Origin of the sequence: Rossellomorea sp. SC111 (assembly GCF_024733565.1) — a bacterium.
In the GTDB taxonomy this organism is placed as follows: Bacteria; Bacillota; Bacilli; order Bacillales; family Bacillaceae_B; genus Rossellomorea.
The window spans coordinates 35437-56120 of record NZ_JANIOC010000024.1 but is presented as its reverse complement, the minus strand read 5'-3'; the positions used below and the strand labels follow the sequence as shown (position 1 = coordinate 56120).

Sequence of the window (20684 nt, the reverse complement as noted above, 5' to 3'; positions counted from 1 at the left end):
ACCGGAGTGTGGTTTCCACACGAGGATCTGAACGAGTGAAGCGGACGAAGAGATTCGCCGCTCATCACTGGCCGCAGTCTTCAGTGCCGATGGTAGTTGGGGCTCCCCCTGTGAGAGTAGGACGTCGCCAGGCAAATAGGAAAAGAGTAGCTCTTAGGGGTTGCTCTTTTTTTTAGTTTTGATTGTACAAGTGGATGTGCAGAGGAAATTTTTAAGGTATTATTTGGTAATAAACGCAATAAAAGAAAAAATGACGCAATAAAATGAAAAACGACGCAATCCCGACCCAGCGAGCCCATTCAATTTATACGCAGCCACTATTCATTGCCTCCGTTTCTCCCATTCTATAACTCTACAAATGCACACTAAAGATATACCAACATCTTTTCACAATCTTTTTTATAGAGACATACACAGACTTGATAACGGCAACATAAGATTAAAGTACACTTGATTATTCTGTCAGTTGAAATGTTTAAAATTATGTATACAATTGGCGGTTTTGAGGCAGAATAGATTGTATGGAGGTGGAGGGCCCTATGGTAAATCAGGAACGTAAGGCGGCTTTGGAAGAGTGCATCGTTTGTCACGTTGAGAAGAAGGTTGGAATCCATCTATACACATCGTTTATCTGCACAGAATGTGAGAAGGAAATGGTTCACACAGAAACGAATGATCCTCTGTATAAGACGTTCATACAAAGGTTGAAAAAAGTGAATACTCCTCAAATCTACTCATAACCAGAAGGTATACATGGTTATGATTTTTTTTTGCTGTCAGAGTCCGGTGTTTTATGAGTTTCATTGACTCACCGCTATACAAGTAAGATTTGAATTCCCTGAAGCATTGTAGCGGGTGGTTATGATACGATATGATTGGATATTTACTTTAAGGAGATAAATTGAATGAGGCGAAATCATACAAGAACCCCGCTGATTGAGGCAATCGAGAGGCATAGGTCCATACATCCTATTTCATTTCATGTGCCAGGGCATAAGAATGGTTTATTGGTGGGGGATCATCCCTTTTATCAAGGGGATCTTACAGAATTAAGTGGTTTGGATGATTTGCATGATTCCCATGAGGCGATTCGGGAAGCTGAGAAATTGCTTGGGGATGTATATGGGTCTTTGGAGAGTCATTTTCTGGTGAACGGAAGTACGGTAGGAAATATTGCAGCGATTCTTGCTTCCTGTGAAACCGGTAATATAGTGTTTGTTCAACGGAATTGTCATAAATCGGTGCTGAACGGAATCAGGCTTGCGAAGGCGGTTCCGGTTTTTATAGAAACAGAGTGGGATGACGCGGGAACGGCCCTTGGGATACGACTGGATGCTGTCAAGGAAGCAATGAAGGCATTCCCACAAGTGAAAGCATGTGTACTCACGTATCCGACTTATTATGGGTATACATACAATCTTAAAGAAATCATAGATGAATGTCATAAGCATGAGGTCATCTGTATCATTGATGAGGCTCACGGTGCCCATTTCACCCTGGGTTCACCTTTTCCCGAATCTGCCATGGAGTATGGGGCAGATATGGTCGTTCATTCTGCTCATAAGATGCTCCCGGCCATGACGATGGGATCGTATTTACATATTGGGAGTAAACGGGTCGATGCGCATAAGGTAAAAGAATATTTAACTATGCTACAATCAAGTAGTCCTTCCTATCCGATTATGGCATCCCTTGATTATGCGAGGTCCTATGTCGGGACGTTCATAAAAGAGGACTTGGATCAAACACTTGAGGGCATTCGTGAACTCATAAACGGGATTGAACGGATCCATCCTCAGCTCATTGTTCAACAGGCAGATGATCCATTAAAACTTATCATGAGGCTTGAAGGACGAACGGGCTATGCACTCCAGGAGCTGTTAGAGTCTGTAGGTGTCTACCCGGAGCTTGCTGATCCGAATCAGGTACTGTTGATTCTTCCTTTAGTAAAGAAGGGTCTTTCTTTTCCGTATACAGAAGCGATCGGCAGGATAAATAAGGCTCTTGAGAATGAGCCTATGGTGGAAGTCATTCCTATGGAGGGGATAAGCACCTCGAGAAGGACAACCCCTTTTTCTACCCTGGCATTAAGCTTGGAGGAAATGGACGGGAAAGTAGAAGCACTGATCTCCCTGGATGATGCAGAAGGAGAAGTTTCCGCAGGGATGGTGACACCTTACCCACCGGGCATTCCGTTGTTGGTGCCGGGTGAACGGATCACTGCTGATGTAATCCGGAGGTTGAATGAATATATAGTGAATAAGGCTAACATACAGGGACATCACCGATTGGCTGACCACTGTGTGTATGTGTATCGATAAAGCGGAGGGAAATAGATGACAAGAGGAATGTTCATTACCGTTGAAGGCCCCGAGGGAGCCGGGAAATCAACGATATTATCAGAGTTATATCAACAACTGCTGAAGGACGGCCAGGATGTAATCCAGACGAGGGAGCCTGGTGGCATTTCCATAGCTGAGCAGATCAGGGAAGTCATTTTAGATACAAGGAACACGGAGATGGACAAGCGGACGGAAGCGCTGTTATATGCAGCTGCGAGACGTCAGCATCTGGTGGAGAAAGTGATTCCGGCCCTAGAAAAAGGCAAAATCGTGATTTGTGATCGGTTTATTGACAGCTCCCTTGCCTATCAGGGGAATGCCCGTGGAATCGGGATGGAAGAAGTAATGGATATCAATCAATTTGCGATTGAAGATAAGATGCCGGATCTCACATTGTATTTTGACATTGATCCCGAAGAGGGGTTAAAGAGGATTGCGAAGCATAATGGCAGAGAAGTGAATCGATTGGATCTCGAGTCGGTTGAATTTCATACCCGCGTCCGTGAAGGGTATCAGAAGTTAATCAAACAATATCCGGATCGCATTCAAGTCATCGATGCCAGCAGGAGTAAGGAAGCGGTATTTACTCATGCATATGAAATCGTGACGGCTTATTTAAATACGTGAGGCGAATAGGAGAGACGGACAACCGGGCAAAATTCGTTGCTCGGTCATCCGTCTCTTTTTTAGATGAAGCATTGAAGTCTGTTCAATGATATAATAGAAGGAAGTAAATGGCTTTATAACGGAGGAATTCATTCATGAAGGTAATTATGGCAGTTGTACAGGATAAGGATAGCAATCGTTTGTCTAATGCCCTGATGGAACACAATTTTCGTTCGACAAAATTAGCGAGTACCGGCGGGTTTTTGAAATCCGGCAATACGACATTCATTATTGGTACAGAAGATATTCGTGTGGAGAAAGCATTGCAGGTCATTAAAGAAAACTGTCAGTCACGTGATCAGATGGTAGCTCCGGTGTCCCCTATGGGTGGAAATGCAGATTCCTATGTGCCTTATCCAGTAGAAGTGGCCGTAGGCGGGGCAACGGTATTCGTTCTCCCTGTAGAACAGTTCCATCAGTTTTAAAGTGAGGTTGGATGACTATGAAAATTAATCAGGACCACCGTGTGTCCTTAGATAGCGTGGCGAAAGATCAGAGAACTGGCGGTACCGGCCAAGTTAAGTTCGGTCAACTGGTTCAGAAACATGATCAGAAAATGCAGATGGACCAGCTCAATAAGCTTCTTGGCACTATAGAGGATGCCGGCACCCGTTTAGCTCAGTCAAGGACATTCAAAGATCTGGCCAAGTATAAAACATTGGTCAAGAAGTTTGTACGGGAAGCAGTCGACTTCGGAATGGACCTGAAGCAGTCCCATACTTGGAATCAATATGGTGAGGGACGAAAGCTGAATATCGTCGAAACGGTGGATCAGCATCTTGTCGGATTAACGGAAGATGTATTGGATAAAGAAAAGAAGTCCATTGATATATTAGGGAAAATCGGAGAAATTAAGGGACTGCTTATTAATCTTTATATGTAAGAGAGTGATGTTAGGACATGTTGTTTGAAGAGATACAACCATTTCAGCCAGTCGTCCTTCAGATGCTGAAGAATAGTATATTGAAGGATCGTGTCGCTCATGCTTATTTATTCGAGGGTGAAAAAGGGACACGAAAGAAAGAAATGAGCATCCTGTTTGCCAAAGCATTATTATGCCTGAACCGGGTAGATGGAAAGCCCTGTGAAGACTGCTCCAACTGCAAACGGATCAATCACGGGAATCACCCGGATCTGCATCTGGTGGAGCCTGATGGTCTATCTATCAAGAAGGATCAGATAAAAAGTCTGCAAGAAGAATTTTCGAAAACAGGTGTAGAATCCAAGAAGAAGATCTACATCATCGTTCACGGAGATAAAATGACGGCGAATGCTGCTAACAGCCTATTAAAGTTTCTTGAAGAGCCGTTAGCGGATACAACCGCGATTCTCATCACAGAAAATATTCATCGGATTTTGCCAACCATTCTCTCCAGATGCCAGACCGTTTCATTTAAGCCGTTACCGAAAGAACAGCTGACAAAACAGTTATTGGAAGAGGGGATCCCCCCTCACTTTGCAACTCTTGCAGCCAACTTGACGAACCATTATGAGGAAGCTGTAGAAATATGTCAAAATGAGTGGTTTGCACAAGCAAGAATAATAGTGTTAAAATTATATGAAGTCCTCCAGAAAAGTCCCTTCCAAGCAATGGTCAAAATACAGGAGGATTTTGTACAGCACTTCAAAGAAAAAGATCAAGTCGATCGAGCATTGGATCTTTTACTTCTGATATATAAAGACTTACTTCATATCCAGTTAGGAAAAGAAGAGCAGCTCGTGTACCCGGACCAAAAGGAAAACTGGAAATCCAACGCACTTCAGGTATCAACCAATCGTCTTTCTACTAATATGACGGTGATCCTTGAAGCAAAACGCAAATTAAACGCCAATATGAATTCGCAGCTGCTAGTAGAACAGCTTATGCTAAAACTGCAGGGGTGATGGTCCTTTGTACGATGTTGTAGGAGTTCGCTTTAAAAAAGCGGGTAAAATCTATTATTTCGATCCGGGTGAATTGGACATTCAAAAAGATTGTTATGTAATCGTTGAAACGGTCCGCGGAGTCGAATTTGGTAAAGTAGTCGTAGAGAGAAAGCAAGTCGGAGAAAATGATGTAGTTCTTCCGTTGAAAAAAGTGATTCGGATCGCCGATCAAAAAGATCGATTGATCGTTGACGAAAACAAGTCGTCTGCAACGGAAGCCTATAATGTATGTTGTGATAAAATTAATCAGCATCAATTGGATATGAAACTGGTGGATGTCGAATATACATTCGATCGTAATAAAGTCATATTCTATTTTACGGCTGATGGACGTGTTGATTTCCGGGAGCTGGTGAAAGATCTGGCCTCCATTTTCCGTACGCGCATTGAACTTCGTCAGATTGGCGTTCGAGACGAAGCAAAAATGCTTGGTGGTATAGGTCCTTGTGGCCGTATGCTGTGTTGTTCAACCTTTTTAGGGGATTTTGAACCTGTGTCCATCAAAATGGCGAAGGATCAAAATCTATCCCTTAATCCCACGAAGATTTCAGGTTTATGCGGACGTTTAATGTGCTGTCTGAAATACGAGAATGACGAGTATGAAGCAGCGAAAGAAGAATTACCTGATATCGGAGAAGTGATTAAGACACCTCATGGAAAAGGTAAAGTGGTAGGTCTTAATATTCTGGAACGTATTCTTCAGGTCGAAATCAAAGAAGAAGAGCGGGTTCTGGAATTCACATTAGATGAAATTATGAACGAAGGTGCCGTATCATTCCAAGCCACAGAGTAACGGGGTGTAGTGTCGTGGATAAGAAAGAGTTCTTTGATTCAGTCAGTAACATGGAACAACAAATTGGTGACTTATATCATCAATTAGGTGAGCTCAAACAATGCCTAGCTGAAATGTTAGAGGAAAATAATTCTCTAAAGTTAGAAAATGAACATTTGCGCCGTAGACTGGAACAAACAGAGAACTCACCAAAAAAGGTACAAACAAACAGCGATGCGGGTACGACGAGTGAGTCAGACTTAGAAGATAAAACACTGGATATCGGAGAAGGCTATGACAACCTTGCTCGACTATACCAGGAAGGATTTCATATTTGTAACATTCATTTCGGAAGTCCCCGGAAGGATGAAGACTGCTTATTCTGCCTTTCTTTCCTAAACAAGAAATAAAGGACACTTCATTCTTCTGAATAGAATACAGATTAAAAAGGACTGATCCATATGTAGTGGGATTGGTCCTTTTTAGTGATTATACCGGTAACAACATATAATAGAAGAAAAGTGGGAGGAAACCTATGGTCGAGTTAAAAGAAGATGAGCGTTTAGATTATCTATTAGCTGAAAACATGAGAATCATTCAAAGTCCTTCCGTGTTCTCTTTTTCAACAGATGCGGTCCTTTTGGCCCACTTCAGCTATTTACCGATTCACAAGGGGAAAGTCGTTGATTTATGTTCAGGGAACGGCATCATTCCCCTTTTGATTAGTGCAAGAACCAATGTCCACATAACAGGTGTGGAAATTCAGGAACGGTTGTTTGATATGGCACTGCGGAGCGTCGAGTACAATGACCGTCAACATCAGATAACAATGAAAATGGGGGATGTAAGGGAGATTGACCAACTCCTCCATCATTCTCACTATGATGTGGTAACATGCAATCCTCCCTACTTCAATACGCCGCCAGGAGATAAACGAAATGTGAACGAGCACTATGCGATTGCCCGTCACGAAATATTATGTACCCTTGAGGATACCATCAAAGCTTCAAGCTACCTGTTGAAGCAGGGGGGAAAGGCTTCCTTTGTTCATCGTCCGGGTCGCTTGATGGACATCCTGTCATTGATGAGGAAGCATCGTCTTGAGCCAAAACGGCTGCGCTTTGTTTATCCAAAGCCTGGAAGAGAAGCCAACACCATATTAATAGAAGGAATAAAAGATGGGAAACCAGACCTAAAGATCCTTCCGCCATTATATGTGTACGATGAAAAGAATGAGTACTCTAAAGAAGTACATGATATGCTATTTGGATATAATGAAAATAGCCAAACGTGATACAGGAGGTGAGCTTTACAATGAATCAGCAAAAAAGTTTTCAAGATAGTGACAGAGGAAGCTTATATCTTGTTCCTACACCAATAGGGAATTTGGAAGATATGACGTTTCGTGCCATTCGTATGATGAAGGAGGCGTCAGTGATTGCAGCCGAAGATACAAGGAATACGAAAAAGCTATGCAATTACTTTGAAATTGACACGCCTATCATTAGTTACCATGAGCATAATAAGGAAACAAGCGGCAAGAAGCTGATTGAACGAATGGAAAGGGGTGAGCTCGTTGCCCTTGTAAGTGATGCAGGAATGCCTTCGATTTCAGATCCTGGTTATGAACTGGTGAAAGAAGCAATCGAACAAAGCATTGCCGTCATTCCATTGCCCGGGGCGAATGCCGCTCTGACGGCTCTCATCGCCTCAGGTTTAGCGCCTCAGCCATTTTATTTCTATGGTTTTTTACATAGAGGCAAAAAAGACAAAAGAGCTGAACTTGAAGCACTAAAATCGTTGGAAGATACATTTATCCTTTACGAATCACCCCACAGATTAAAAGAAACATTAAAAGAACTATATGCTGCTTTAGGAAATAGACAAATCGTCATCTGCCGAGAGCTCACGAAGAAGTTCGAGGAGTTCATCCGCGGTACGATCGAGGAAGTGATCGAATGGGCGGATGAAGGAGAAGTGCGGGGTGAATTCTGTTTATTAATCGAAGGGGCAGGCCCGCAAGAAAAAGAGGAAGAAGACACTTGGTGGAGCAGCTACTCCTTGCAGGATCATGTCCAGCATTACGTTGATGAAGAAAGCATGTCATCAAAGGAAGCCATCAAACAAGTCTCTAAAGAGAGGTCCCTCCCTAAACGGGAAGTGTACCAGGCTTATCACGTGGAATAACCGCAAAACAAAAAGGCCTGAGTCGAATGGACTCAGGCCTGTCATATAGCAATGAATTATTTTGATTGTAAAGATTCCTGGATTTCTTTAAGTAACTGATCTGCACCCTCACGGCTAAGAACTAATTTACCATTTGCAAGTTTGATGTTGTCATCAGAAACTTCACCAGTGATTTGGCAAGTCATGCTTGGCTTATATTTCTTCAAGATGATTCTTTCGTCATCCACATAAATTTCCAAAGCATCTTTCTCAGCGATACCTAATGTACGACGTAATTCGATTGGGATAACGACACGGCCCAGTTCATCAACTTTTCTTACAATACCTGTAGACTTCATTTGAGAATCTCCTCCAAATAAATATTATTTATCTTATCTCTATCTGTTTCGTCAATATTCGACAAATTTCATTAACTGATACTATCATACCAACGATTATGAATCACGTCAATAATTAAATCTGTAAATTATTAATAATAAATGGATGATTGAGACTTGTTATAATAAGCTTTACGCTTTGTTGTAAAAAAATGTATTACCAATTGAATATTATTGTAATGAAAGTAATGAAAAATGATAATGTCGAATTTTCTTTATCAACGGTATTGGTTCGACAAAATTCGACAGATTTCAATATCTATTTCGACAAAACTTAAAATCAACATTGATTAGTTGCAGAAACCCTTTATTTTAGGTATATTTTGATGAGATAAGAGGTTAAGATGATAGGTAAGATAAAGAATGGATGCATATAACAGACCTACCACTATAAACCATACGGAGTCTGATTTGGCTTTATGGGGGTAAGTGAAAAATGAGGAGGAACAGGAAGTGGAAGAAAAGTTGAACACCTTCTATATTACAACGCCGATTTATTATCCGAGTGGAAATTTACATATTGGACATGCATACACCACGGTTGCCGGTGATGCCATGGCCCGTTACAAGAGAATGCGTGGATTCGATGTCATGTACCTTACAGGGACGGACGAACATGGACAGAAGATCCAAAGAAAAGCCGAGGAAGAAGGAATCACACCTCAGGCATATGTTGACGGTATTGTAAGCGGCATTAAAGACTTATGGGAGAAATTAGATATTTCCTACGATGACTTTATCCGGACGACGGAAAAGCGCCATAAGGATATCGTGGAAAAAATCTTCAATCAGCTTGTCCAGCAGGGCGATATTTATTTGGATCAGTATGAAGGATGGTACTGCACGCCATGTGAGTCCTTCTTTACGGAAAGACAATTAGAAAACGGAAATTGTCCGGATTGCGGTCGCCCGGTTGAAAAAGTAAAGGAAGAGTCGTATTTTTTCAAGATGAGTAAATATGTCGATCGCCTTCTTGCTTATTATGAGGAGAATCCCGAGTTCATTCAACCCGAATCCCGGAAAAACGAGATGGTGAATAACTTCATTAAACCCGGTTTGGAAGACCTGGCTGTTTCCCGTACGACCTTTGACTGGGGAGTGAAAGTACCTGGAGATCCGAAGCACGTCATCTATGTATGGATCGATGCTCTTTCTAACTACATCACGGCTTTAGGATATGGCAGCGAACATGATGCAAACTATTTGAAATATTGGCCTGCCGATGTCCATCTGGTGGGAAAAGAAATTGTCCGTTTCCATACGATTTACTGGCCGATCATGCTGATGGCTTTAGATCTTCCGCTTCCCAAGAAGGTCTTCGCCCACGGATGGCTTCTGATGAAAGACGGGAAAATGTCCAAATCCAAAGGGAATGTCGTGGATCCCGTTACCCTTATTGACCGATACGGTCTTGATTCTCTGCGCTACTATTTGTTAAGAGAAGTGCCATTTGGATCTGACGGTGTCTTTACACCGGAAGGATTTGTAGAAAGAATCAATTTTGACCTGGCCAATGATTTAGGTAATTTATTAAATCGTACTGTGGCCATGATCAATAAATACTTCGATGGAGTCATTCCAACTTATGTTGATTCCAAAGGAGAATTTGATCAAGCACTCCTGGATATGAATAATGAAACGGTAAAGAAATATGAAGAAGCCATGGAAAACATGGAGTTTTCAGTTGCGCTATCCAGTCTATGGCAGTTGATCAGCCGTACGAATAAGTACATTGATGAAACCCAGCCATGGGCCCTTGCAAAAGATGAAAGCAAGAAAGAACAGCTTGGCAGTGTGATGAGTCACTTGGCTGAATCGTTGAGAAGAGTGGCAGTCCTATTACAGCCTTTCTTGACAAGAACACCTAATAAGATCTTTGAGCAACTGAATCTACATGCTGAAAAGATGCACACATGGGAAAGCCTTGAGCGTTTCGGAGCAATCCCTGCGGGCACAGAAGTAGTCAAAAAAGGGGAACCTATCTTCCCGCGCCTTGAACTACAGGAAGAGGTTGCCTTTATTAAAGAAAAAATGCAGGGATCTGCCCCTGTTGAGGAAGAAAAGAAGGAAGTTTCTGCACCGGAATCCTCAGAGGAAATCGGTATTGATGATTTCATGAAAGTCGAGCTTCGCGTAGCTGAAGTACTTGGAGCAGAACCGGTGAAAAAAGCCGATAAGCTTCTAAAGCTGCAATTGGATCTCGGTTTTGAGAAACGTCAAGTTGTATCAGGGATTGCGAAATTCTATCAGCCTGACGAACTCGTTGGCAAAAAAGTGATCTGTGTAACAAACTTGAAGCCGGTAAAACTTCGTGGGGAACTTTCCCAAGGAATGATCCTTGCCGGAGAAGAAAATGGAACCCTGTCTCTTGCTTCCATCGATCAGTCCTTACCAAATGGAACAAAAGTTAAATAAATGATTCTTTGTGATATAACAATAAAGGGATGTTCCACGTGGAACATCCCTTTATTATATAAGTATATCGAATATTCGGGTGTAATCTTAATAATTAGGTAATTTCCTTCATTATAAACTATTTTAATATAATTTAAAAAGAGCGATAAACAGATGATTTTGGTTCTGACACTAAAATGGATAAAATGAAGTGTGACTGTAATTTGAACGCCGTAAATAAAAAATATCCAAAGAAACCATAATATGTAATATGAATGTTACATGACTGAGATGCTTGTCATGCGTTTTTATATTAAACTTATCTTTATTACAAGGAGTGTCTTATATGCTATTTGATACACATGTTCATTTGAATGCTGAACAATTTGAAGAAGATCTGGAGGAGGTATTGTCAAGGGCAAGAGAAGCTGGAGTCGGAAAAATGGTGGTTGTCGGCTTTGACCGTCCGACCATTAATCGGGCCATGGAACTCATTGGTCAATATGATTTTCTATATGCCGCAATCGGATGGCATCCAGTGGATGCAATTGATATGAATGATGAGGATTTAGCTTGGATAGAAGAACTTTCACAACACCCTAAAGTAGTGGCGATAGGGGAAATGGGACTTGACTATCATTGGGATAAATCCCCCAAGGATGTTCAGAAAGAAGTATTCCGAAAACAGATTCAACTAGCTAAGAAAGTAAAACTCCCGATCGTGATACACAACCGTGAAGCCACACAGGATATAGTGGATATTCTCAGGGAAGAAGGGGCGGAGGAAGTCGGAGGGATCATGCACTGCTTCAGTGGAAGTCCTGAAATCGCTCAAGAATGTGTAGAAATGAATTTCTATATTTCCCTTGGAGGTCCAGTAACGTTTAAGAATGCCAAGAAACCAAAAGATGTGGCAAAAGAAATCCCACTTGAGAAGCTTCTGATTGAAACCGATTGTCCTTATCTGGCCCCTCATCCATATAGAGGGAAGAGAAATGAACCGGCTTACGTGAAGCTTGTAGCGGAACAAATCGCTGAACTGAAAGAAGTGTCTATAGAGGAAGTAGAGAAGATTACAACAGAAAATGCAATGAAATTATTCAACATAAATTGACATCAGATATTGTCGAGATTTGAGAGAGCTTGTCCAAATAGTAAATCAAAACATAAAGTTCTACATAGGAATACTGTTTCATAGGATAAACGTGTCGATAACTCTCTCTTTTCTTTTTCTTGCGTTTTCTGCATAATATGTTTTGTGTTCCCTGGGTTGCAATATTTTGCTAGATTAGGTTAGAAGAAGTAAGGGTTGACAGTCACTGGATAACTCTATATAATCACTCCGAGAAAAGGAGGCGTTTTTCATGAACTTTAAAGCCATGAAAAGCCTGTTTTCCAAGTCTTTGAGTCGAAGGAAATGGATTGTTACAATCGGAACTATCGTAACATCGGCAGCTGTATTCGGAATTCTTTTTTATGAAGGATCCAAGAACACTGTAGCATTGACCTTAGACGGCGAGCAAAAAGAGATTAGGACGCATGCAAACACGATTCAAGATATATTAAAAGAATTAGAGATTTCACCCCGCTCAGAAGACTATTTGTACCCCTCGGGGAATACGAAGGTTTCAAATAACATGAATATTGTTTGGGAACCGGCAAAACAGGTAGGGATAGCAGTAGGTGGCCAGGAGAAAAAAATCTGGACGACTGCTGAAACAGTAAAAGAGTTACTCTCTGAAAATGAAATTCAGGTAGGAGAGCATGATAAGGTCCAACCCGGCTTATCAGAAAAAGTAACAGGGAACATGAATGTAAAGATTGATACCGCATTTTCACTCAAGCTTGTAAACGGTGGAAAAGAGCAAAAGGTATGGTCTACTTCGACTACGGTCGCTGACTTTTTAAAGCAACAAGGAATTACACTAAAAGATTCAGACCGTGTTGAACCAAGTTTAGACAAAGTTGTTAAAGCAAATGATGTCGTAAATGTCGTTCGAGTTGAAAAAGTCACCGATGTAGTGGAAGAGACAAAGAATTTCACCGTTGTTTCAAAGAAGGACTCCGACCTTTCAAAAGGGAAAGAGAAAGTCGTTCAAGAAGGCAAAAACGGAAAAGTTGAAAAGAAATATGAAATCGTAAAAGAGAATGGCAAAGAGGTTTCCAGAAAATTAGTGAGTGAAAAAGTCGTGGAAGAAAGTCAGGATAAAATCGTGAATGTCGGAACAAAGGTTTTAGTGGCCCAGGTTTCACGTGGACGATCATCATCCAGTGCAGAAGTGTCAGCCGCTCCTAGTGGTGGACGGGAATTCTATGTCAGTTCTACTGCGTACACAGCTTCTTGTAATGGTTGCTCCGGCCATACGGCTACAGGCATCAATCTAAAATCGAATCCCAATGTAAAAGTGATCGCAGTCGATCCTTCCGTTATTCCTTTAGGTTCAAAGGTCTATGTGGAAGGCTATGGATATGCTGTTGCGGCAGATACAGGCGGAGCGATCAAAGGGAATAAGATCGATGTATTCTTCTCATCCAAATCAGACGCTTATCGTTGGGGAAGAAAAACCATCAAAGTGAAAATATTGAACTAAGAGCAGGGTGTTTTCCTGCTTTTTTTTATTTCTGAGTTAAAACCGTTATAATAGCTTTAGGTCTTCATTTATTAGACGAATTGAAATGCAAAAATGTTTCAACTTTTTTGGAGGAATTATGAAAATAAAAGAAATCATTGTAGTGGAAGGGAAGGATGATACGGTAGCCATTCAGCGTGCCGTCAATGCAGATACGATCGAAACGAATGGTTCTGCGGTGTCTCCCGCTACTATAGAGAAAATCAAGCACGCCCAGGAAAAAAGGGGCGTTATCATATTTACGGATCCCGACTATCCGGGAGAGCGAATTCGAAAGATTGTGAGTGAAGCGGTGCCCGGATGCAAGCATGCCTTTGTACATAAGAAAGACGCGCTGCCGAAATCAGGCAGGGGGATAGGTGTCGAACATGCAAGCCCAGACGTTATAAGGGAGTCCTTGAAGGAAGCTCATTTGTTGGATGTCGATCAGGCAGAAATCATTTCAAAGGAAGATTTGATCGATGCCGGTTTAATTGGAAGCCCTCAGTCAAAAGACAGGAGAATAGCCCTTGGTGAGAAGCTTAGAATCGGATACACTAATGGAAAACAACTGCAGAAACGATTACGGATGTTTAATATTCAAAAAGAAGAGTTCAAAAAAGCGTTAATGGAAATCATTCAGGAGGAAGAACATGCATAAAGATATTGCAACCCCGATACGAACGAAGGAAATCCTTACAAAGTACGGCTTTTCGTTTAAGAAAAGCCTTGGCCAAAATTTCTTAATTGATCCCAATATTTTAAGGAACATAACGGAATATGCGGGGCTGTCCGAGAAAACGGCCGCCATCGAAGTCGGACCTGGAATCGGAGCGCTGACTGAACACCTTGCCCGTACTTCAGGAAAGGTCGTAGCTTTTGAAATCGATCAGCGGCTGATCCCGATTCTCGGTGACACCCTGTCTCCTTATGATAATGTGAAGATAATAAATGAAGATATCCTGGAGGCGGATGTTGAAGCGATCATAAACGAAGAATTTGAAGGGTTCGACGATATTATGGTGGTAGCCAATCTTCCGTATTACGTCACTACACCCATCATCCTGAAATTATTGATGGAGCGTCTCCCGATCAGGGGAATATGCGTCATGCTTCAGAAGGAAGTAGGGGATCGTATTTCGGCTCAGCCGGGGACAAAGGCATATGGATCACTGTCCATTGCCATTCAGTATTATACAGAGGCTGAGATGGTCATGACTGTCCCGAAAACGGTCTTTATGCCCCAGCCGAATGTAGACTCTGCCGTCATCCGTCTAACGAAGCGTGAGAAGCCTCCTGTAGACGTCATCAGTGAAGACTTCTTTTTTACCGTTACACGTTCGTCATTCGCTCAAAGAAGGAAGACGATCTTGAATAACTTAACGAGTCAGCTGCCTCAAGGGAAAGAAAAGAAAGAGTTGATCCTGGATGCTTTATCTGCAGCAGGCATCGAACCTGCCCGCCGGGGAGAGACACTGACTATACAAGAATTCGGCCGATTAAGCGATGAGCTGTACCCGAATTTCAAATAAAGCAAGGATGGATGGCTAAACGTGAAAGCGCGTTTAGCCTTTTTTGTATATGCAAACTGAATAATCGATTCCCATTTTGTTGACACCGAACATTCCGGAGATGCATAGGTTATCACAGGGAATATTTACTTAAAGGATGATAAGGAAAGGCTGGAGAAGGGCAGATACTGACCCTCCTCGGCTTGTTGATTTCCTATTTTGTTTTATCAACGAATGTTTAGCCCATGGGAGTGACTGATGTGAATATCGAAATCAATGATGTCGTAGGTCGCCTTTCATATCGATGTGATATTTTATTCAGGGTAATAGATATCCGCATGATAGATGGTCATAAAACGGCAGTGCTGTATGGTGAAGACTTTCGATTAATAGCGGATGCTCCTTTTCATGATTTGAAGAAGATGGACCCTAGAGAACAGGACCGCATCACACAGGAGTTTCGTTCGAAAGAAGAACAATCCCTGGACCTGTTCCGCCAGGATATAGAGCTTCTCAAGTATAAGCAGGAATACAGGGTAACAAACGCTTATCGAGACGATTACAACTATTTCCAAGTTCCAGGGAAAGTGCTTCATCTTGATGGAGATCCCAGCTATTTAAGGAAATGCCTAGATCTTTATGAGAAAATTGGTGTCCCGGTAAAAGGCGTCCACTGCAGCGAAACAGAGATGCCTAACCAAATCGGGTCCCTTATCGATAAATATAGACCGAATATTATTGTACTGACAGGTCACGATGCATACTCCAAGTCGAAAGGGGCCAAGGCTGATATCAATGCTTACCGCCATTCGAAGTATTTTGTTCAGGCAGTAAGAGAGGCCCGCAGTAAATCCCCCCACCTGGATCAGCTTGTGATCTTTGCCGGCGCTTGTCAATCCCACTTTGAATCCCTGATCCATGCAGGTGCCAACTTTGCGAGTTCCCCTTCGAGAGTCAATATCCATGCCCTGGATCCCGTTTATATCGTGGCAAAGATCTGTTTCACCGGATTTAAAGATTCGGTGAATGTCTGGGATGTCATCCGCAATACATTGACAGGAGACAAAGGATTGGGTGGAATCGAGACGAAAGGTGTTCTTCGTACAGGAATGCCTTACAAGATAACAGAAGAAGAATAGGGAAGGTTCGACAAAACCTTCTAAGACCTTACAATTAATTGTAGGGTCTATTTCCTTTTGAGGTGACATATACTGGTTGGGTGGTGGTTTTTATCCTTGTCGGGCCAGATCAAGCCGCCTCCACTTTTATTGTTATCCAGCTCCGGCGGCTAGAGGCTCGAGGTCATAAGCCAACCCTGCCAAAAAGGCAAAGAACGCCTTTCCGGCAGGCTCGTCTTATGCTTGTCGCCTCTGGGCAAAGCCCTTCCGCTTTTAGTGTTATCCAGCTCCGGCGGCTAGTCCCTCGAGGTCATAAGCTAAATGGTCCAAGAAGGCAAAGAGCGCCTTCTCAGCCCATTCATCTTATGCTTGTCGGGCCTGAGCAAGCCGCCTCCGCTTTTAGTGTTTACATAATTTTTCAACCTTTGGGGAATGTTAGGGTTGTAGAAAAAACGTACTTTTTGTTGAATAAAATATATTGACAGTTGTTCATGATTCTTGTTAAAATAATAAATTTATTTGACTAAAATTACATAATGTGTTATATTTAATAACAGTGAGGTGGAAGCGAAATGCCAAAAACATTAGCCGACATTAAAAGATCCCTTGATTCTAATCTGGGGAAACGTTTAATGCTTAAAGCAAACGGTGGACGTCGAAAAACAATTGAGCGTTCAGGTGTTCTAGCCGAAACGTATCCTTCTGTATTCGTGGTTCAACTGGATCAAGAAGAGAATGCGTTCGAACGAGTTTCTTACAGCTATGCAGATGTTCTCACTGAGACAGTTCAATTAACATTTTATGATGAAGCAACAGGAAATATCATCTTTAGCCAGCAGTAGACAATTGTTTGCTGCTTTTTTATTTGCTTAAAAATACATGTTTTACATAGGATCTCTCAACATTTTTTACCCCTTATGTACACATACTAACGATGTGGTGCATCTAAAGGAGGTAGACAATGAGTAGAAGAAGAGGGATCATGTCTGATCAATTAAAAGAGGAAATCGCTCAGGAATTAGGATTCTATGACGTTGTTCAGAAGGATGGCTGGGGCGGGATCACCTCCCGGGACGCGGGGAATATGGTAAAGCGTGCAGTTGAACGCGCAAGCCGGCAGCTGTCCGAACATCATCCACACTAACTTTTTTTACACATATGGATTACATCTTTTGTCAGTACCATATACAAAGGGCCGCCTAAAAAGTGTCATACTTTTTAGGCGGCCTTTGTTTATAAGAGGCAACACTATCTTTCCTATCAGTACTTTACGTGATAAAATAACTTACTTGTATGAGTATGTTTAGAAGTTAACACTCTCTATAATAAGTGTATGATACAATATAACAAAGAGTATTGGTAAGAAGGTGATGAAATGAGGTTATTAGTAAAGGCGCCGGCAAAGATTAACCTATCACTTGATGTTTTACATAAACGTTCAGATGGTTACCATGAAGTTGAGATGGTTATGACGACAATCGATTTAGCGGATAGAATTGAGCTGACGAATCTTTCAGACGATACGATCAAAATTCTTTCCCACAATCGGTTTGTGCCGGACGATGGAAGAAACCTTGCCTATCAGGCTGCACATCTGTTGAAAGAGAAATTGAACATCAAGAAGGGTGTAGCCATTTCCATCGACAAAGTGATTCCTGTAGCGGCAGGGTTGGCAGGGGGAAGCAGTGATGCAGCCGCAACCTTGAAAGGGCTGAATCGCTTATGGGATTTAGGTCTTAGTATGGACGAACTGGCAGAGCTTGGCGCAGAAATCGGATCGGACGTATCCTTCTGTGTTTATGGAGGGACGGCTTTAGCGTCGGGAAGAGGAGAGAAGATCAAACATCTTCCTGCTCCGCCGAACTGCTGGGTGATCCTGGCAAAGCCGACGATAGGCGTTTCCACAGCCGATGTGTATAAGAATCTGGATTTGAAAAACATTCAACATCCGGATACCAACGCAATGGTTTCAGCTTTAGAACATGGGAATTATCGTGATATTTGCTCTAATCTCGGGAATGTACTCGAATCGGTTACATTGGATATGCATCCTGAAGTATCTCAGATTAAAGATCAAATGGAACGGTTTGGTGCCGATGCGGTTCTGATGAGCGGAAGCGGCCCGACGGTATATGGATTGGTGCAATATGAATCAAGACTTCATCGAATCTACAATGGTTTAAGAGGGTTTTGTGATCAAGTTTTCGCTGTGCGCATGCTTGGAGATTAAGAGCTCTTGCCGAAATCCGTATATTAATGATATATTTACTTTATAATATTCGGATTTAGGAGGTTTCTTTGGTGAAGTTTAAGCGCAGCGAACGATTGATTGATATGACGCACTATTTATTAGAACGGCCCCACCAACTTGTTCCTTTGACTTTTTTCTCTGAACGGTACGGTTCTGCCAAGTCTTCCATCAGTGAGGACTTGACGATTGTAAAGGAAACATTTGAAGGACGGGGTGTCGGTACGGTCCAAACGGTTCCCGGGGCAGCAGGTGGAGTGAAATATGTACCAAAGGTAAACAGTCAGGAAGCGAAGGCTATGATTGAAGAGCTTTGTGTTCACTTGGAAAGCTCCGATCGTCTATTACCGGGCGGGTACCTATATATGACTGACCTGCTTGGTAATCCTCAGCTCATGAAGAGTGTCGGGAAATTACTGGCGTCTGCATTTGCTGAAAAAGATATTGATGTCATTATGACAGTCGCAACGAAGGGAATCCCGATTGCCAATGCGATTGCCTCATATTTGAATGTTCCCGTGGTCATTGTCAGACGGGACAGCCGTGTAACCGAAGGATCGACAGTGAGCATCAATTATGTGTCCGGTTCATCAAAGAGAATCCAATCCATGGTTCTTTCTAAAAGGAGCTTGAAGGAAGGGTCTAAAGTATTGGTTGTCGATGATTTCATGAAGGCTGGCGGAACCATCAATGGAATGAAAAACCTGTTGGAAGAGTTTTCTGCCACCTTGTCGGGAATCGGGGTTTTGGTTGAATCCAATAGCATGGACGGTCGTCTGGTGGATGATTATGTTTCATTGTTGAAATTGTCTGATGTAAATGAAAAGGATAAACAGATTTCCTTAACGGAAGGAAATTATTTTCAATCGAATCTAACATTTTTACCATAAGGGGAGGCATCTACTATGCGTGTAGTTTCTACTAAGGAAGCACCAGCAGCAATTGGTCCATATTCACAAGGTATCGTCGTAAATAATCTGTTCTACAGTTCAGGACAAATTCCATTAACGGCTGAAGGTTCAATGGTTGAAGGGGATGTAGCGGAACAGACACATCAAGTGTTTCGCAATCTTCAGGCAGTATTAACGGAAGCCGGGGCAACATTTGAAACAGTGGTCAAAGCAACGGTCTTCATCAAGGATATGAATGATTTCGGGGCGATCAATGAAGTGTATGGGGAATATTTCAGCAACCATAAGCCGGCCCGTTCTTGTGTAGAAGTAGCCAGGTTACCTAAAGATGCCCAGGTTGAAATTGAAGTAATCGCACTCGTGAAGTAATCTTCACGGGTGTTTTTTTTTGTATCAAAAAGAAGTATAGTTCAAACGAAATAGAAATAAAGATGTGAAAAATAAAATTTTTCAAAAAATTTTACAATTTAAGAAGGAATATCTAAATAATTCGTTGAATACATAGAGTAGATTTCATCTAGGGAAAAAGGTGGTGAACAGAATGGAAGTAACAGACGTAAGATTACGCCGAGTAAACACCGACGGTCGCATGAGAGCTATCGCATCTATTACGCTGGATAATGAATTTGTTGTTCATGACATTCGGGTTATTGATGGGAATAATGGCTTATTTGTAGCGATGCCAAGCAAGCGGACTCCGGATGGGGAATTCCGTGATATTGCTCATCCAATCAATTCGGGTACCCGCGGCAAGATCCAAGATGCCGTTTTAGTTGAGTACCATCGTTTAGGAGAGCTTGAAGAAGTTGAGTTAGAAGAAGCTGGGGCTTCCTAATAGGATCTATAGCATCAAGAGCCTACTTTTGTAAGGCTCTTTTTTTTGTTTTTTTTTAAAGCCCCTTTTTCAAAAAAGTTGGTTCTTACGTTTTTTGTATACCCAGGCTTATGGAATGGCGAAACCTCTAAATAAACATTTTTTGTTTTTTTGTGGTAAAGAAAATTCGACAAGGGGTTTTGGTTTTGGGAAAGCTGGTGTTTTGAATTGGGAAATGGATTAGGATGGCCGAAGTACGGTATAAGTTTAATCCTTTCCGGGTTACTTGGCTTATGCTTGTCGGGCCTGAGTAAGCCGCCTCCGCTTTTCGATATGTCCAGCTCCAGGGGCTTGGGGCTCGAGGTCATAAGCCAAGTAACCCAAAAAGGCAAAGAACGCCTTTCCGGGTTACTCGTCTTATGCTTGTCGCCCCAGTGCGAGCCCCTTCCGCTTTTCTGTGATGTCCAGCTCCGCCGGGTAGTCCCTCGAGGTCATAAGTCAAATCAACCAAAAAGGCAAAGGGCGCCTTTCCGGTTGATTCGCCTTATGCTTGTCGGGCCTGAGCAAGCCGCCTCCGCTTTTGGATATGTCCAGCTCTGGCGGCTAGAGGCTCGAGGTCATAAGCCAAGTAACCCAAAAAGGCAAAGAACGCCTTTCCGGGTTACTCGTCTTATGCTTGTCGCCTCTGAGCAAGCCGCCTCCGCTTTTCTGTGATGTCCAGCTCCGGCGGCTAGTCCCTCGAGGTCATAAGTCAAATCAACCAAAAAGGCAAAGGGCGCCTTTCCGGTTGATTCGCCTTATGCTTGTCG

At 42.3% G+C, this 20684-nt stretch carries 23 protein-coding genes; 22 read left to right on the top strand and 1 reads right to left on the bottom strand.

Annotation, left to right across the window (positions count from 1 at the left end):
- Window positions 1-539 precede the first annotated feature (539 nt).
- The 10 genes from NQ095_RS21575 (at window position 540) to rsmI (ending at window position 7893) form a co-directional block, all read left to right on the top strand.
- Window positions 540-740, top strand: a complete 201-nt coding sequence (locus NQ095_RS21575; RefSeq protein WP_258265409.1) for a sigma factor G inhibitor Gin — start codon at window positions 540-542, stop codon at window positions 738-740.
- 165 nt (window positions 741-905) lie between these two features.
- Window positions 906-2321 carry an aminotransferase class I/II-fold pyridoxal phosphate-dependent enzyme gene (locus NQ095_RS21570; RefSeq protein WP_258265408.1) on the top strand — a complete coding sequence of 472 codons (1416 nt, stop codon included), beginning with the start codon at window positions 906-908 and terminating at the stop codon, window positions 2319-2321.
- Between the two features lie 15 nt (window positions 2322-2336).
- Window positions 2337-2969 carry a dTMP kinase gene (gene tmk, locus NQ095_RS21565; protein WP_258265407.1) on the top strand — a complete coding sequence of 211 codons (633 nt, stop codon included), beginning with the start codon at window positions 2337-2339 and terminating at the stop codon, window positions 2967-2969.
- A 134-nt stretch (window positions 2970-3103) separates the two neighbouring features.
- Entirely contained in the window at window positions 3104-3433 is a 330-nt protein-coding gene (locus NQ095_RS21560) for a cyclic-di-AMP receptor (protein WP_034762933.1), read from the top strand.
- Between the two features lie 17 nt (window positions 3434-3450).
- Window positions 3451-3891 (top strand): YaaR family protein, encoded by a 441-nt coding sequence (locus tag NQ095_RS21555; protein WP_060674256.1) that lies wholly within the window; start codon window positions 3451-3453, stop codon window positions 3889-3891.
- Window positions 3892-3908: 17 nt separating this feature from the next.
- Window positions 3909-4892 carry a DNA polymerase III subunit delta' gene (holB, locus tag NQ095_RS21550; protein ID WP_258265406.1) on the top strand — a complete coding sequence of 328 codons (984 nt, stop codon included), beginning with the start codon at window positions 3909-3911 and terminating at the stop codon, window positions 4890-4892.
- Between the two features lie 7 nt (window positions 4893-4899).
- Window positions 4900-5727 carry a PSP1 domain-containing protein gene (locus NQ095_RS21545; RefSeq protein WP_061810607.1) on the top strand — a complete coding sequence of 276 codons (828 nt, stop codon included), beginning with the start codon at window positions 4900-4902 and terminating at the stop codon, window positions 5725-5727.
- A gap of 14 nt (window positions 5728-5741) precedes the next feature.
- Window positions 5742-6116, top strand: coding sequence for a DNA replication initiation control protein YabA (gene yabA / locus NQ095_RS21540; RefSeq protein WP_034762941.1), 375 nt, complete (start codon window positions 5742-5744; stop codon window positions 6114-6116).
- A 125-nt stretch (window positions 6117-6241) separates the two neighbouring features.
- Window positions 6242-7000 carry a tRNA1(Val) (adenine(37)-N6)-methyltransferase gene (locus tag NQ095_RS21535; RefSeq protein ID WP_258265405.1) on the top strand — a complete coding sequence of 253 codons (759 nt, stop codon included), beginning with the start codon at window positions 6242-6244 and terminating at the stop codon, window positions 6998-7000.
- Window positions 7001-7020: 20 nt separating this feature from the next.
- A complete protein-coding gene (gene rsmI, locus NQ095_RS21530) occupies window positions 7021-7893 on the top strand; it encodes a 16S rRNA (cytidine(1402)-2'-O)-methyltransferase (protein WP_258265404.1) in 873 nt (290 codons plus the stop codon).
- Between the two features lie 56 nt (window positions 7894-7949).
- Here the strand turns inward: rsmI and NQ095_RS21525 are convergent, their stop codons facing one another.
- The gene (locus NQ095_RS21525) at window positions 7950-8231 is read right to left on the bottom strand and encodes a transition state genes transcriptional regulator AbrB (protein ID WP_034762946.1); all 282 of its coding nucleotides are present in this window, start codon (window positions 8229-8231) and stop codon (window positions 7950-7952) included.
- 492 nt (window positions 8232-8723) lie between these two features.
- Between NQ095_RS21525 and metG the strand changes: the two genes are divergently transcribed.
- From metG to spoVG, 12 genes are all read left to right on the top strand, one after another.
- Window positions 8724-10685: a methionine--tRNA ligase gene (metG, locus tag NQ095_RS21520; protein WP_258265403.1), complete on the top strand. Its 1962-nt coding sequence runs from the start codon at window positions 8724-8726 to the stop codon at window positions 10683-10685.
- Between the two features lie 325 nt (window positions 10686-11010).
- On the top strand, window positions 11011-11778 hold the full coding sequence (locus NQ095_RS21515; protein ID WP_258265402.1) for a TatD family hydrolase: 768 nt from the start codon (window positions 11011-11013) through the stop codon (window positions 11776-11778).
- 250 nt (window positions 11779-12028) lie between these two features.
- The gene (locus NQ095_RS21510; RefSeq protein ID WP_258265401.1) at window positions 12029-13255 is read left to right on the top strand and encodes a G5 and 3D domain-containing protein; all 1227 of its coding nucleotides are present in this window, start codon (window positions 12029-12031) and stop codon (window positions 13253-13255) included.
- 118 nt (window positions 13256-13373) lie between these two features.
- On the top strand, window positions 13374-13934 hold the full coding sequence (gene rnmV / locus NQ095_RS21505) for a ribonuclease M5 (RefSeq protein WP_098438561.1): 561 nt from the start codon (window positions 13374-13376) through the stop codon (window positions 13932-13934).
- A complete protein-coding gene (gene rsmA / locus NQ095_RS21500; protein ID WP_258265400.1) occupies window positions 13927-14805 on the top strand; it encodes a 16S rRNA (adenine(1518)-N(6)/adenine(1519)-N(6))-dimethyltransferase RsmA in 879 nt (292 codons plus the stop codon). The genes rnmV and rsmA overlap by 8 nt, the downstream gene beginning before the upstream one ends.
- Before the next feature lie 224 nt (window positions 14806-15029).
- Window positions 15030-15923, top strand: a complete 894-nt coding sequence (yabG, locus tag NQ095_RS21495; RefSeq protein ID WP_034762956.1) for a sporulation peptidase YabG — start codon at window positions 15030-15032, stop codon at window positions 15921-15923.
- A 551-nt stretch (window positions 15924-16474) separates the two neighbouring features.
- A complete protein-coding gene (gene veg, locus NQ095_RS21490) occupies window positions 16475-16744 on the top strand; it encodes a biofilm formation stimulator Veg (RefSeq protein WP_032085220.1) in 270 nt (89 codons plus the stop codon).
- A gap of 119 nt (window positions 16745-16863) precedes the next feature.
- Complete coding sequence (locus NQ095_RS21485; RefSeq protein WP_098438557.1) at window positions 16864-17046, top strand: alpha/beta-type small acid-soluble spore protein; 183 nt, start codon at window positions 16864-16866, stop codon at window positions 17044-17046.
- 231 nt (window positions 17047-17277) lie between these two features.
- A complete protein-coding gene (gene ispE, locus NQ095_RS21480; protein ID WP_060674231.1) occupies window positions 17278-18132 on the top strand; it encodes a 4-(cytidine 5'-diphospho)-2-C-methyl-D-erythritol kinase in 855 nt (284 codons plus the stop codon).
- A 71-nt stretch (window positions 18133-18203) separates the two neighbouring features.
- Window positions 18204-19040: a pur operon repressor gene (gene purR / locus NQ095_RS21475; protein WP_229597142.1), complete on the top strand. Its 837-nt coding sequence runs from the start codon at window positions 18204-18206 to the stop codon at window positions 19038-19040.
- Between the two features lie 15 nt (window positions 19041-19055).
- Window positions 19056-19430: a RidA family protein gene (locus NQ095_RS21470; protein ID WP_258265399.1), complete on the top strand. Its 375-nt coding sequence runs from the start codon at window positions 19056-19058 to the stop codon at window positions 19428-19430.
- 172 nt (window positions 19431-19602) lie between these two features.
- The gene (spoVG, locus tag NQ095_RS21465; RefSeq protein ID WP_121617924.1) at window positions 19603-19896 is read left to right on the top strand and encodes a septation regulator SpoVG; all 294 of its coding nucleotides are present in this window, start codon (window positions 19603-19605) and stop codon (window positions 19894-19896) included.
- Window positions 19897-20684 lie beyond the last annotated feature (788 nt).